This window comes from Carboxylicivirga linearis (assembly GCF_018271995.1).
GTDB classification, from domain to species: domain Bacteria; phylum Bacteroidota; class Bacteroidia; order Bacteroidales; family Marinilabiliaceae; genus Carboxylicivirga; species Carboxylicivirga linearis.
In genome coordinates this window covers 1-15,061 of record NZ_JAGUCO010000005.1, presented here as the reverse complement: position 1 = coordinate 15,061, position 15,061 = coordinate 1, and the positions used below count along the sequence as shown (strand labels likewise).

The following is a 15,061-nucleotide window of genomic DNA, read 5'->3' as shown; positions in this document are numbered from 1 at the left end:
GCCCGGAAAAAAACCGGGCTTTTCTTCTGATGTAAGTTTTATATATCAAATCTATCAGCATTCATAACCTTAGTCCAGGCTTTTACAAAATCCTGCAGAAATCTTTCTTTGTTATCTTCCTGGGCATAGAATTCAGCATAGGAACGTAGTACCGAATTGGAACCAAATACCAAATCAACACGGGTTGCCGTCCAGCGAGCCTTTCCAGTTTGTCGACTGCATATTTCATAAGTTCCATTCGAAAGTGGTTTCCAGTAGTAACTCATATCGGTAAGATTGACAAAAAAGTCATTGCTTAAGGCGCCAGCCTGGTCAGTTAAAACACCGAATTTGGTTCCTCCATAATTAGTATCCATCACACGCATGCCTCCCAATAAAACGGTCATTTCAACGGCTGTCAGTCCCATCAACTGTGTTCTGTCGAGCAATAATTCTTCCGGACTTACCACATAATCTTTCTTCATCCAGTTTCTATAACCATCAGCTACCGGTTCCAAAGGAGCAAAAGAATCAGCGTCGGTCATTTCATCGTTTGCATCTCCTCTACCCGGAGCAAAAGGAACACTGATTGAATATCCGGCTTTTTCAGCGGCTTTCTCTAAACCTACATTACCTGCCAGCACAATTACATCGGCTACGCTAATCTTAAATTCAGCGGCAATAGGTTCCAACACCGAAAGTACTTTTGACAAACGTTCCGGCTCATTACCTTCCCAGTCTTTTTGCGGTGCTAATCGAATTCGGGCCCCATTAGCCCCTCCTCGCATATCGGAGCCACGGAACGTACGTGCACTATCCCAGGCTGTTGATATCATATCGGAATTACTTAACCCTGATGATGCTATTTTAGCTTTTACAGCCTCCACGTCATATTCCTTTTTCCCTACCGGAACAGGATCTTGCCAAATTAAATCTTCTTCGGGTACATCAGGTCCAAAATATCGAGCTTTCGGTCCCATATCGCGATGAGTTAATTTGAACCATGCTCGGGCAAAAGCATCAGAGAAAGCATCAAAGTCATTCATAAACTTCTCTGATATCTTCCGGTATTCCGGATCTATTTTTAATGCCATATCGGCATCCGTCATCATAGGATTATTTTTAATGGAGAAATCCTCTACATCAGCAGGTTTATCCTCCTCAGCTATACTAACAGGCTCCCATTGTGTAGCACCGGCAGGACTCTTGCGAAGCTCCCAATCATGTTTAAATAACATTTCAAAGAAACCGTTATCCCATTTAGTTGGGTTTGTTGTCCAGGCACCTTCTAAACCACTGGTAACTGTATAACGTCCTTTACCTGATTTATGAGGATTAGACCAGCCCAGACCTTGCTCCTCTACACCTGCAGATTCAGGATCGGGTCCTAACTTATCAGCATCTCCATTTCCATGTGTTTTCCCAACCGTATGTCCTCCGGCGGTAAGAGCAACAGTTTCCTCGTCATTCATTGCCATACGGCGGAATGTTTCTCGCATTTGCTTTGCTGTCTTTAACGGGTCAGATTTACCATTGACTCCTTCCGGATTTACATAGATTAATCCCATTTGAACAGCCGCCAAAGGATTCTCCATGGTCTCGGGTTTATCTACGCTATCATAGCGCTCATCACTTGGAGCCAGCCATTCTTTCTCAGCTCCCCAATAAGTATCTTTCTCAGGATGCCAGATATCTTCGCGACCAAAAGCAAAACCAAAGGTTTTTAACCCCATGCTTTCGTAAGCGATGTTACCGGCCAGTATAATCAAATCGGCCCAACTTACTTTGTTACCATATTTCTGCTTAACGGGCCATAGCAAACGTCTTGCTTTATCCAGACTAACATTATCGGGCCATGAATTTAAGGGAGCGAAGCGCTGATTACCGGTACCTCCTCCACCTCTACCATCTGCTATTCGGTACGAACCGGCCGCATGCCAGGCCATTCGAATCATTAAACCTCCATAATGGCCCCAATCGGCAGGCCACCACTCCTGACTATCGGTCATTAATTGATGTAAATCTTTCTTCAAAGCCTCTACATCTAGTTTCTTTAATTCTTCTCTGTAGTTAAAATCCTTCCCGAGCGGGTTAGTCTTTGTATCGTGCTGATGTAAAATATCCAGATTAAGGGCATTGGGCCACCAATCCATTACAGTTGAACCTGCAGCTGTATTACTTCCGTGCATTACCGGACATTTTCCTCCACTTGAGTGTTCTTTATGCATAACCATTCGTTTTATTAATTAATATTCAATCTTTTAAATAAAGATACGGAACGACGATACATTTAGAAAATAGAAAATATCGATACTTACATCACTCAAATTTATGATATCCTGAAACAAGGATTAACACTGTATTTTATTTACGACATTATTAAAATCAGATCCAAAATAATATATAAATAATGCAAATATTAATCATACGAAGTCATTATTCTGCCTAACCTATAACTTTTCAACATTGCTATTCCTTCAACAGACTAACTTCTATAAAAGATTGATTTTTCTTTGAATGATAAACCCTATGTGTAGCTTTAATAAAGTCTTCAGGCCCGGCATCAAAAATATTATCCACATATTTTTGAGGATTACGGTCAACCAAGGGAAACCAGGTGCTTTGTATTTGAATCATAATCTTATGTCCTTTTTTAAAGCAGTGCAATACATCCTGAAGTTCAAGATTGACATCTTCCACTTTACCAGGTGTAAAAGGTTCGGGAAATTCATAGCTATTACGGAAACGGCCGCGTATGACTTCGCTCCGCACCATTTGCTGATAACCTGCCATTTTTAAACCTTCGCGGGTATGTGGATTATCTTCAGCATCCGATGGATAAACATCAATTAATTTAACAACCCAATCAGCATCCGTTCCGGTGGTTGAAACCTTTAAATGAGCCATTAGCGGACCGGCCAATATCACTTCATCTTCCAACACTTCGGTTTCGAAGACCAACACATCAGGACGACGGCCTGCAAAACGCTGATCGTCGGTCATATATTCTTTGGTCATGTCAAATGCTGTCTCTTCGGTGTAAGGAACGGGTTTAGACGGATCACTTACAAATTCATCAAAAGGTTGTTCAGCTCCAGACAAAGCATCAAATGACAGCTTACTCTGGTCGTGCAAATACAATTTTGTTTCTTCCAGTTCTTTGGGTGGCCATTGCTCAAACTTTCTCCATTCGTTTTTGCCGGTCATAAACAGGGTTGCCTGAGCCAGATCCATAGTCCCCTGATCCTTCAGATAATATCTAAAAAAAGGCAATTCAATTTGGTGACGGTAATAAAGTGATGTCTTCTGATCAAACGATACATTGCCCAGATAATCACCATCGGTACGAGCCCATCCCCCATGAATCCAGGGGCCAATCACTATTCGCTTATCACCTTTGGGTGAATTCTTTTGAATGGCTTCATAGGTATTGAAAGTTCCATACAAATCTTCTGCATCATACCAACCACCCACAACCAGAACAGCCGGTTTAATATTTTTCAGGTGAGGAAGAATATTCCTGTCTTGCCAGAACTGGTCGTAATTAGGGTGCTCTGCCAGTTTATTCCAGAAAGTAATACTATCACCAAAATAGTTGTTTTTTACGTTGGATAAAGGCCCCAACTTCATAAAGAAATCATAAGAATCAGGATTTTTCCAGTCGTATGGTTTAATCCAATCTTGGTAAGGGTGTTTCCTTGGAACATCCATAGCTCCAAAAAATCCCATATTTAATAGAAAAAAGGCACCATGATGATGCGGATCATCATAAAACCAATCGGAAATAGGAGCCTGTGGAGAAACACATTTTAGTGCAGGATGAGCATCAATAGCTGCGCATGAGGTATAATAGCCCGGATAGGAAATACCCCACATTCCCACTCGTCCATTGTTATTATCAACATTCTTAATCAGCCAGTCAACCGTATCATAAGCATCGGAACTTTCATCTACATCGGTACTTTTTGTTTTATTGGCTACAAAAGGAGTCATGTGCTGGTATTTGCCTTCTGACATAAAACGACCACGTACATCCTGAAATACGAATATAAATCCTTCGCGCAGAAACTCCGGAAATAAGCCTCTTCGAAAGTTAAAACCATATTCATCACCATAAGGGGCCACATTGTACGGTGTTCTATTATACAAAATAGGATAGCTAACCGATTGGTCTTTGGGAGCATAAATAACAGCAAACAGCTTTACTCCATCGCGCATGGGAATTTCCACTTCTGTTTTGGTGTAATTTGCTAGCAAATATTCAGTATCGTGATTGGCTCCGTTAGCTAATGAGCTCAATATAATCAACCCTACCAATACTATTGATCTTGTTGATACACGATTAACACTTCCCATCAGGGTTGTTTTAATTGAATGTAACAGACTAATGAGTAACTTAAGTACTTTTGTCATTGTAATAATCTTTTTCTAAATGGGTTAAAGACACAGGTATGTCTGTTGTTTTATTATAATTTGATTACGCGATTACGTAACCGGTAGTTATCAAACAAATAACAGAAACACAGCATACCTTGGTATTGTTTCCAAAGATGTAGAAATTACTATTTACGGCGAAATTTTATAATTACTAAAGCAACTGAGGCTTTAATTCATTCCTTGTAATTTAGTTTCAGCCTTAGCTATTCTTCACTGCTATTTATTCTTCTGGTATAGATCAAATAGACAATTAATCCAAAACCTATTCCAATCATAACTCCCATTCCTATTTTTAAACCCAATATGGATTGATCCACAAATTTGTGATTGAACATACCGAAAAGAATAGCAAACAGTTTTGTTGGTAAAAATGCCAAACTAATAAAAGTGGCTAAATATTTTGGATTGGAATATTTTGTAAGAATTGAATGAATAATTGGTGCTATATGAATTTCAGAGGCACTTAATAATAACAAAGATATTAAATAAATGATTGCATGTTGTTGTGTAGGTACTTCAGGAATAAGAAGTAAAATGGCAAATGCTATGGAACCTAAAATAAATCCTATGGCCAATTTAAAAAGTTGACAATTATAGACATAAGTCCATAAAACAATGGCAATCAATGCAAACACCGTAACAGACATTGAATTAATAGTTTGCCACCAAAGATTAGTTATATTTAGGGTTGGTATTTCGCTTAAATGTATTTGTATCTGATAGATTCTTATATTGGAAATTTCAAAAGTTCCCCAAAACAAGCCAACAGCCAGTAAGGCAATAACAATGTTTAAAATTCTTCTCCCTATTGGAGAAATCGATCTTTGAAAATCTTTGACATCATATTTATTGGTATAGCGTATAGGAACTAATGATAACAACATTAAAATACCTGTAAGTGCAAACCCAATCTGATAGCCCCATTGTCCTACCACTAATGGAATGAGTGCTAAACCCAGCATAGAGCCAAAATTCACTACTAAATAAAAGAGTGTAAAACCGGCATCTAACAACTTGGGTTTATTCAAATATGACTTTCCAAAGTTGGATATTATATTAGGTGTATATAATCCGCCTCCAACAACAATCAAAAATAACCCAAGATACAATCCGATTATTGAAGGAATGCATAAACTAAGTGCTCCTATGGCTTGTATTACTCCACCTATATAAATGGCTTTCTTATTTCCTATCAATAAATCTCCTAATAAAGCACCTACAACCTGACTTATTAATATTGAACCAATAAACCAACTATAAATCCCCGTAGATTCGTTGCTATCCATTCGTAGAATTTCTCCAGTCATGTACAAAACTATCAGCGCTCTTAAGCCATAGAATGATACTCTTTCAAGCATCCTTGACATACTGAAATAAAAAGTTTCTTTGTTGTGTTTTTGGTGACTTATCTTTCTCATTTGTTATTCTGTTGGTTGAATCCTTTTAAGCATGAATATTATTGTTTATTATTTGAAAGAAATAATACCATTTACTCCGTCCTTTTCCTTACCAACACTTTACGACCAGCATTAAGAGCAATACTTATAAAAATTATAATAATACCAAAGGTCAGGTCATTCCACTCCCCTTTTTGAATATTTCCTCTGGTGGTTGCCTGTTGTAAAAATAATTTAACTGTATTAGCTATTATAAACCCAAAGCCAGATATTAAAAATATCTTACTGAGAAGAATTAAAAGGTTATCGATATGATCTTCTTTTTTTGTTGATTCTTTATGTATAAACTTGTCGCGCAGAAAATTTAAAATCATCATAATAACATACACAGTTATAATAACGAAAACCAATTTCATAAAAATGGCTGGTAAACTTCCAAATATGTCGGCACTCAGGTTAAAAGATTGATTTGTATTCATTAGATTTTTTAAAAGATTTATAATGTTTTCTGATAAAATTAATGGCTATTTAAATAGCGTTTATGTTACTAATCCATAAACAATTACAATTATATCTAATCAATTCTGGTAATAAGTGGCAATTAAAAAACCAACTATGAATATGTAATAATATTGAAGCACTTAATGCAATAAAAGAATTGAGAATAATAGCAATACGGATATAAATATAAAAAACTTATGCGTATTAACACATATTTTAGTTTTGTATATTGAAGTTCTTAAATAATGTAAGTTTGAAATTGATGTAGAACCTCAATCAATTTATTTTCTTGAAGATTTTTTTATGCAATCTAAATGAATAAATAATTGGTATTGTAACCATTATTAAAATCACAGCTAAGAATTAATTAATCCATTGTCTCAGGTGGTGGAATGAAAGAAATTGCAATTACTAATTAGTAAAACCAGTCATATCTCAATCAATATTATATGTTAGATAAAAATTATTGACTCTTTTTAAGCACACTATACGTCAATACTTTATTTGGTAAATGTATTATCATAAAATAGAGACCTTTCTCTAAATTGGAAAAGTTATATTCCACATCTGAACGCATCTCTTTATTATCTACATATACGATTTTACCAGTAACATCAACCAGCATTACTCTACTTATCTTGGCATTATCAATATTTCTAAGATTAAGAATGCTGGTAAAAGGATTTGGGAACAATACAATATTATTGAATTCCGAAAGTGTATTTATTGCGTCATCAATATTGTATTGAATAACAATGGTATCAGTAGAATACCAGTTAAACACACCTTCTACACTTACAAATACAGTTGTATCTGTGTGGATTGAGTCAGCCACAATTGATATTTGATTGGATGTTTCTCCCGTACTCCATAAATAACTTTCATAAATATCTTCAATACTAAGAACAATAGTATCACCCACATAAATGGTTGTATCACTGCCTAAATTAATTTCAGGATAAGTAAAATCTATATTAATTGAATCACTTGCCCAACAACCATATTCATTCGTAACAATCACCGAAACAATAGTATCTTCTTTAGTTAAGTCAGCCGCAATATCTGTTTGATAACTCGTTTCATTTGTATTCCACAAATACGAAGTATATATATCGTCAATTTCTATGCTTAATGTATCGGAATAATAAAGAATAGTATCGTTACCAAGTTCTATTTCTGGTATTTCATGAAAGGTTACAGTAATAGTATCTGTTCCCATTCTACCAAATTCGTCTGTAACATCAAGATATACTTGAGTTGATTCAGTTACAAGCAATGAAGAATCTTTGCTTCCATCAGACCAGTGATAATTGTCAAAAATAAGATCAGGCGAAACCCGAACTGTATCTCCATCGCAAGCCCCTATATCTTCACCCACATTTAAAAAGGCTCCGAGTTCAAAAAAAGAGCATATTGTATTACTATACATTCCTCCATATAAAAACCTTGAATCATTTGATATTTTAATATCAGAAATGTAATATTCAGACACATCCTCAGAATATTGTCTTGAATAAACAAGGTTATCTACTTTATCCCAATAAAACCTGTTAATATATGGTGAATTATTTGCTGAGCTGACATAAATATCCCCTTGATTTGAATCTATTGTAATCGACATCGGTTGCTCTAATCCAATGACATTATTAACTCCATTTATAAATGTTTTATAATGGATTAAGTCGCCATAATCTGTATTAGATTTAAAGGTCACAAGAGTTCCATCATTACTTGTAATTATATATACATATCCTTTTTTATCAAAAGCAATATCTCTGATTCCATCTATTAATATTCCAGATTCTTCATCTCTTGCAATTTGACTATAATAATTCAAGTCACCATTAGTGTTATTTAATGAATAAACATAAATTTTGTCACCAAAAGCTGATGTTGCATAGATATATTTATTATCTGGTGTGACATCAATTCTTGAAACATCTGATAATAAATGGTGGTTGTTATTTCCTACATGCACAAGATTACCGGTATCACTTATTTCAAAAATGGTAATTTGATCATCATCATTTGACATTAAATACAGGTATTTATTATCCTTACTGATGGTTAAACTTTCCGGACTATTAATACTTATCTCTCCACTATTAGAAATCGTCTCAATGTAAACACAGCCTCCTGTATTATCATCAATGGCAAATACGTTCATCATATTATTAACCTTATCAGCTATGAATAGATATTTATCATCACTGGTATAGGCAATTACTTTAGCTGTTCCCATAGAGGAATCTGGATCCCCTAACTTATCTGGAAAGGTGGTTACCGACGTAGCTAAACCTGTATTGCTATCAATATTATATTTAAGAATTTTATAATCAGAAAATGCATAAAGGTATTTTCCGTTTTGTGGGATAAAAATATCACCAGTACCAAAGAGCTCCAATGAGGCTTCGATATTTACATCAATAAATGAATTTGAGTACTTGACTTGACCAAAACTCATCTTATTTACCATTATGAAGAAGAGAAATAGTATAAAGTTTTTCATATTTCATTTTTTATATTGTTCAACTAATATAATTATAAAATTTATAAAATATGATACATTAAGAATAAAAACACCTCATCCTTACCTCCTTCTTCAATCAGAAAGTCAATTATATATAATCTTGTATCCATGTAAATACCAAGTACAACACGAACATAATCACACTATCTATACAGCCTATTGATAAAAGTTATTTGTTTACTTCTTTGCATTCATTTTAAAATTTCTCCACTTACTCCAAAGCCATCAAGAACATTATAATTCTCTAATTTTCCTACTTTTGACTGAATTACCATTAGTATCATTATGTCATCAGAATTGTTTCGCCATGTTCTTTTTCCATTAGGAGCAACCCTAATAATTGAGCCCTCTTGAATATTAAAAAGGTCATTATCAACTTGAAATTGGATTTTTCCATGTTACATTTCGGTTTTTCGCCTTTACATGCTTTTATTCCGAATCAAATTTGATAAACATAACGTTTTTCGTTAAATAATATTATGATCTATCTTAAATTTCGTTCCGATGAAATACTTTGAAGTAATCAACTAAGTATTGGCAATCTGTAACACCTCTAAAAAGTAGCTCTGTATAGTATTCGCCATTAAAAGGGGCAGGTTAACTTTTAAGAATTGCCTGATTGAAACAATTATCTGACAAAACTTTTAGTGCTCTTTTGATTTTCTTATTCTAACTATTTACAAACACCTGGATGCAGATAATATAATTATGATTTAAGCACATTAACTCCACCTACATACTTTAAAGCAGAACCGTTTTACTGCTTTAGTGAGTGGGGAGCTAATTATTGTGACAGGATAATCATCTTTTTTAAGGTATATATATTCAGGGGTTAGCGGTTGCTGGATGAAGTGTATGGAGATTGAACCAACCAACTTTTCAAAACGCAAGTGAGCCAAAGCTTTTATTTGTTTTTCTTTCATTTTTTTACCCAAAATAGTCAGAAAAATAATCTCCATTTTCAAAATAATCTGTGGGTGTTCTTCCCGATAATGCTTTAAATTCATTAATCATATGTGATTGATCGAAATAACCGCACTTGTGAGCAATTTCTGTTAAATTTAATTCTGTGTTTTTTGACTTCTCATAAATTGCATTCTGAAATCGAACAACCTTTAAAAACTGTTTCGGTGAAGTACCAATAAAATCAGAGAATGTGCGTTCAAATTGTTTTCTGCTCAAAAAGGTTTTCGATGCTAAATCCTCTATATCTATGATGCCTTTGGCTTGGTTTATATGATTAATAACGTTTCTAATTCTATCGTATTTATATTTTTTTTCATTCTTCTGAATTTGGGTAATCAGGAAATTTTCTGAAATCGCAATTCTTTGTTCAAAAGTTTCTGCAAGTGATAAATCATCTTCAAGTTGGTTTACTTTATCCTTAATTAGCAACCGGAGAGGAATACTATAATTAAATGTTTCTTTAATTGGTAAGTCAAGAAACATTGATATGCCATTAGGAAGAAAATATATTGCAAATAGTGAAAGGTTACCGGTAACTTTTAAATCATGATAGTTTTTCAACTGACCGGTAAGGATGATATTATCATTAATTGCTTTATTTGGGTCTGTAGTTTTTGGCTTATTTCCAAAATAAAAAATCATTTCAAATAATCCATTTGGAACAATTCTTTGGATGTGCTCTTTGCCTGCAGGCATACAATTTTCTATACTCCAATAGTATTTAATGTATTGAGATAAGAACATTGAAGGTTTAGAAATATTATATTCCATTTTAACTCATTTAGAAAGAACAGAGACTCAAAGTTATTAAGTCTCTATTTTTTTTAAGTATTAATCTTCGTATAGTCCAATTTTGTTTCCTTCAGTATCAATAATTAAAGCAAAATACCCTCTGCCTTCTGCTTCAATTTTCGTTTTAGATTGAACTATTTCTCCTCCATTTTCCACTACAATATCCAACGCAGCACTCAACCCTTTTTCTGTGTCAAAACTCACTAAAACACCATTCGGTGCCGGATTAAAATCCGGGGCTTGAGAGATTGCACCCTCTCCATTGGGGAAACATGCCATTTTTTCCTTTCCAAAATCCATCACTTGGATTTCTAGATTCAACACTTTACTATAAAATTTTGCAGCTCTTTCAATGTCCGTTGCAGGTATTTCTACCCAAGAAATTATTTTTCTCATCGTTTTAAAATTTTAGTTTGTAAGAATTTAACGATACAAAATTATATTGGAGCCATTTCTTGTAATTGTAATATTGCGACATTTCTTTAAATGCGGTCGGCTTTTTATTTTCTTGATTTTCTTTCTTCATAATCTCTTAGAAGCCCATTAAACTTTTCAATTTTCACATTGTCAATTGGTTCAATATGGCAAAGTTGGTCAACCATTATACTTATGTCATAAAATTGGTTGTCTGTTGTAATTTTTCCTTTCTCAATTATTTTGTCAACTCGCTGGAAATAGTCTTTAAAAATGTCAATATCATACTTGGTTTTCTCTTGCAGATACTTGTTAAATTTCAAGTCTCTTGTTTCTACCTGCATTTCTGTAAAATCACGAAACCATTGCTTGAGTTTTGTCAGTCGTCCTTTTTGATAGTTTTCTTCGGTTTGGATTTTAAGATTTTTGTAATATTCATTTGAGTCAAAGTCAGCAATATTCATTTGCATTACCTCATTTTCGATATAATAGTCAAGCGTCGCCAAAATCAAGTCCCGAAACTTCTCAAGTTCTGCCTGTTTGTCTTTTGAATTTAAGTTCTTACTTGTCATCTATTTAATCTTTAAAATACGGTTCCTAAATGCTAACAACAAGACTATTGTCACAACACAAGCTACGATAAGAATTTTTAGTACTTGAATTGTCAAACATAAATCTTGTCCTGTGATAGAAGATATACAGTCAGTTGGATTCTCAGTCTCATATTTTAAGCTTACCATTGTATTAATTATTCCGAACCCGAAGAAAGGTATACCTAATACTGATATTATTAACGTTATATAATAAAATGTCTTATTCAATTTTAATATTTGGGTATTGTGATGTTTTAGCTGCCGCATAACGTTGGCTAGATGAAGCGTATGGCTATTTAACGAATCATACCTTCCAAAACTCCACTGAGCCAAATCTTTTATTTGTTTTTACCTTTTCATTTCTAAAGCCAAATCAAAGATTTGGCGGTGTTCGATTACCTCACTCAACTTCTTATAAACCACCACCGCCATATGCTTTATACTAGCGTGTTAGCGGCTGGCATTTATAATAGAGTTATCCTTTTATTAATATTAATGGTACTTTTCAATTTGTGAACTTCAGCTTGAAATTCAGATTCATTAAGGATTTTAAATTCATGTTTATTGTTAAGGTGTGTATAAAATCCCTTTTCTATATCTATGTTTGAATTATTTAATGCAAGTTTAGATATAATTTCAAATTGAATTTGTTGTTTGATTTTTGAAAAACCCTTATATGGATTAAACTTTGTAAGCGGTGTAAATTTGTTCTTATAACGTCTTATAAATTCAGTTAGATATGCTTTATTCTGACAGCCTACAGAATCGTATGAGTTGTTCAAGAAATAGAGGTTTATCTTTTCTATAAAGTTTTTGTCAATCTCGCACGTTCCTTTTGAGAAAGCTCTTTCTATTCTTTCAAAGCATACAACAACATTACTTGACATAGGTAAATATATTTTCAAATCTGGATCAGAAAATTTGCAATTATTAGGAGATGAAATAACTGCAAATTGATCAGGTATAATAAAATAACAATCAGGTAAGCGATGATAATAAAGTGTTAATTTCAAATCAGCTAGTAATCTTGTTGATTCGTCAAAATCCTCCAAATGACCAAACAACATCCCTTTATCAATATCCATTTCCTCTGGAAAATTTACCGTTCCAAAATCCATAAAATATTTTAGTAAAACTATTCCATAAGCACTGACTCTGGTTGCATGATGTGTCGCAGCCATTGTGTATGGTGTTCTTAAATTACTAAGAATAGTGAACCGTAATAAAGTTAAGAAATCATCAGCAGAGAAATCTTTTCCTGATGGAGGAATCTTTTCTATATCATTTAATATTTTTTGAATTGACAAACTAGCAGGGTGTTCAAAATATTTATCGTAAGTATCCTCAATTAAATTTGTATGTTCCTCTTTATTATTATCTACAATTGTATTTAAGTCTTTCTTAGCAAAAGCATCTTCAATTGAACTTTTAAATATTTTTCCACTATCATGCCTATATTGAAATATTCCATTGTCAACTGAAAAATTTCTTAAAATGAATTTTGGAATGAAATGATGCTTTTTCTTTCTCAATTTTAGTTTTTATTTATAGTATGTACCTTGCTTGCCGCCAACGTTAAGTATAAGAAACGTAAGTGATTTTGAAGCTCTTACTTGTCAAGTTGCACAGAGCCAAATTTGCGTTTTGACACAAATTAATATTCTTAAAACAACCCGTCAAATCGCAGATTTGGCGGAGCTGATTAAATGTACGAAAGCTTCGTAACCTACTGAACCACTTATGTTTTTTATACATTGTTGTAAACCGTTTTTTACTTCCAGAATTTCCACCAAGGTTTTCTGTTATCTATAATCTCTGTTTTATTTTGGGTGTCAGTTTCCTCTGATTTAGAATCATCCGTTTCTTTTTCAATCGGTTCAATATCTTTTCTTGCAATCCAAGTTAAAAAAGAAGAATCTGCACCACCAAAACTAACTATCCTATCTTTGTGTGTCATCACTCCGAATCCATGTTCATTATCCCACGTGCACCCGAACTCATAACCGACATATCCAATACCTTCTTTCTCCACATTTAACAAGTGAACATTAGATAATCCAATCAGTTTCCTAAACCCGCTTATGTCCAAAACATCGGGCATGTATTGTTCCTTTTCCTCATCATCATATCCATACTCTTCTTGCAAGCCTTTATATTCCTTTTGCAGATATTCTAGAATCATGTTTTTAATCAATTCCTGATTTTTAATTGTAAATTCATAGGCTTTTATATGAAAATCCTTAATTTCTGGATTATTATCTGCCATATCTCCTCCGGTTGCAAGTCTACAACTGCCATCAAAGTCTTCTGACGAACTAATTGAGCCATAACCTCCATTTCTACTTTGAAATCCAGCCCATGAATCTAGTTTAATTGTCCCCTCATAACCAAATTCAGCTTTTATAAGTCCTGGTATCATATTAGTGTCCATTAGTTCTATTCTTTTATAATTATTTTTCTCATTTTTCCAGTTAGGTATTGCTCGAAGGTCTGTGCCCAAATGGTTTACAACTACTATATACACGCCATCTCTACCTAATCTTTTGTAAATACCGGTTTGGCTGTTATAAAAGCGTTTTAATTACTTATAGTCGTTTATTTAAGAAAATACGTTTATAAACGATTAAGGAATTGACGCACTTTTTTGGAAGTAAAAGCATATAGGTAAGAAATATAGGTTCATTGTGTCTGGTTAAATAATTAGCGTTTACAAAAATAGCAGAATACGCGTATTATGCTAATAAACCACTGCACTTTTAGTTGAACGAAGTAAAACAGAAGATAAAAAGCTGTTAGCTATTAGCCAATAGCTGTTGGCGATTTACATGGCGCTTAATCGTCTTGATATAATCTGCTGGGTTCTAACTTATGACTGACCTCTAGAAAAAGTCAAGGGTATCGTAAATACAATACCCTTGCCAACTCTATATTTAAAGACTTTACTCAAGTCACTAGGTTCTATTACCTCTTTTTAGTTTTTATTGAACAATTACTCTATGTACTTCAGTTCCAATTTTCAGGAAATATATTCCCTTAGGTAAATCGTTAACCAACACTAATTGTTTATTAACAATATCCGACATTCGCCTAACTAATTTACCGGCAGCATCATAAATACTTACATCAGCCCCTTCTGCTCCCTCTAGTATAAACTGAGTAATGGCAGGATTAGGATAAATTTTTATCGTTTTCTTCTGTACATCAACCACACTATTAACAACATCATATTGTGCTGTCACAGTCAAATCACTGGTTACATTATCATATGAGACATCCCAACCTGTAAAGCTATAACCTGTGCGTGTTGGATCTAATGGGGCTGTGGCTGAACTTCCATAATCAACATTTTCTGTCTTCAACACCTCTCCGTCCCAATCTACAAAACTAACTTCATAGCTATTGATGGTATACTGAGCTGTTACAGTTAACGCTGTTGTGACATTATCAAAGGC

General features: G+C 34.0%; 11 protein-coding genes. All 11 read right to left on the bottom strand.

The window, feature by feature from the left end:
* Nucleotides 1-38: 38 nt before the first annotated feature.
* The gene (gene katG / locus KEM10_RS08995) at nt 39-2,207 is read right to left on the bottom strand and encodes a catalase/peroxidase HPI (protein WP_244825687.1); all 2,169 of its coding nucleotides are present in this window, start codon (nt 2,205-2,207) and stop codon (nt 39-41) included.
* 241 nt (nt 2,208-2,448) lie between these two features.
* The gene (locus KEM10_RS08990; RefSeq protein ID WP_244825685.1) at nt 2,449-4,392 is read right to left on the bottom strand and encodes a CocE/NonD family hydrolase; all 1,944 of its coding nucleotides are present in this window, start codon (nt 4,390-4,392) and stop codon (nt 2,449-2,451) included.
* 227 nt (nt 4,393-4,619) lie between these two features.
* Entirely contained in the window at nt 4,620-5,834 is a 1,215-nt protein-coding gene (locus tag KEM10_RS08985; protein WP_212215658.1) for a POT-type proton-dependent oligopeptide transporter, read from the bottom strand.
* A 71-nt stretch (nt 5,835-5,905) separates the two neighbouring features.
* The gene (locus tag KEM10_RS08980) at nt 5,906-6,292 is read right to left on the bottom strand and encodes a hypothetical protein (protein ID WP_212215657.1); all 387 of its coding nucleotides are present in this window, start codon (nt 6,290-6,292) and stop codon (nt 5,906-5,908) included.
* A gap of 485 nt (nt 6,293-6,777) precedes the next feature.
* A complete protein-coding gene (locus tag KEM10_RS08975) occupies nt 6,778-8,823 on the bottom strand; it encodes a beta-propeller fold lactonase family protein (protein ID WP_212215656.1) in 2,046 nt (681 codons plus the stop codon).
* A 948-nt stretch (nt 8,824-9,771) separates the two neighbouring features.
* Entirely contained in the window at nt 9,772-10,581 is an 810-nt protein-coding gene (locus tag KEM10_RS08970; RefSeq protein WP_212215655.1) for an AraC family transcriptional regulator, read from the bottom strand.
* 60 nt (nt 10,582-10,641) lie between these two features.
* Entirely contained in the window at nt 10,642-10,998 is a 357-nt protein-coding gene (locus KEM10_RS08965; RefSeq protein WP_212215654.1) for a VOC family protein, read from the bottom strand.
* 104 nt (nt 10,999-11,102) lie between these two features.
* Nucleotides 11,103-11,588: a hypothetical protein gene (locus KEM10_RS08960; protein ID WP_212215653.1), complete on the bottom strand. Its 486-nt coding sequence runs from the start codon at nt 11,586-11,588 to the stop codon at nt 11,103-11,105.
* A 485-nt stretch (nt 11,589-12,073) separates the two neighbouring features.
* Nucleotides 12,074-13,141, bottom strand: coding sequence for a DUF4238 domain-containing protein (locus KEM10_RS08955; RefSeq protein ID WP_212215652.1), 1,068 nt, complete (start codon nt 13,139-13,141; stop codon nt 12,074-12,076).
* Nucleotides 13,142-13,380: 239 nt separating this feature from the next.
* The gene (locus KEM10_RS08950) at nt 13,381-14,028 is read right to left on the bottom strand and encodes a DUF6985 domain-containing protein (RefSeq protein WP_212215651.1); all 648 of its coding nucleotides are present in this window, start codon (nt 14,026-14,028) and stop codon (nt 13,381-13,383) included.
* 559 nt (nt 14,029-14,587) lie between these two features.
* A partial coding sequence (locus KEM10_RS08945) for a T9SS type A sorting domain-containing protein (protein ID WP_212215650.1) occupies nt 14,588-15,061 on the bottom strand: 474 nt, incomplete at its 5' end.

What these genes read in the sequence shown, in the direction of transcription:
- katG (WP_244825687.1), bottom strand. Translation starts at nt 2,207, where the DNA reads ATGCATAAAGAACACTCAAGTGGAGGAAAATGTCCGGTAATGCACGGA.
- KEM10_RS08990 (WP_244825685.1), bottom strand. Translation starts at nt 4,392, where the DNA reads ATGACAAAAGTACTTAAGTTACTCATTAGTCTGTTACATTCAATTAAA.
- KEM10_RS08985 (WP_212215658.1), bottom strand. Translation starts at nt 5,834, where the DNA reads ATGAGAAAGATAAGTCACCAAAAACACAACAAAGAAACTTTTTATTTC.
- KEM10_RS08980 (WP_212215657.1), bottom strand. Translation starts at nt 6,292, where the DNA reads ATGAATACAAATCAATCTTTTAACCTGAGTGCCGACATATTTGGAAGT.
- KEM10_RS08975 (WP_212215656.1), bottom strand. Translation starts at nt 8,823, where the DNA reads ATGAAAAACTTTATACTATTTCTCTTCTTCATAATGGTAAATAAGATG.
- KEM10_RS08970 (WP_212215655.1), bottom strand. Translation starts at nt 10,581, where the DNA reads ATGGAATATAATATTTCTAAACCTTCAATGTTCTTATCTCAATACATT.
- KEM10_RS08965 (WP_212215654.1), bottom strand. Translation starts at nt 10,998, where the DNA reads ATGAGAAAAATAATTTCTTGGGTAGAAATACCTGCAACGGACATTGAA.
- KEM10_RS08960 (WP_212215653.1), bottom strand. Translation starts at nt 11,588, where the DNA reads ATGACAAGTAAGAACTTAAATTCAAAAGACAAACAGGCAGAACTTGAG.
- KEM10_RS08950 (WP_212215651.1), bottom strand. Translation starts at nt 14,028, where the DNA reads ATGATACCAGGACTTATAAAAGCTGAATTTGGTTATGAGGGGACAATT.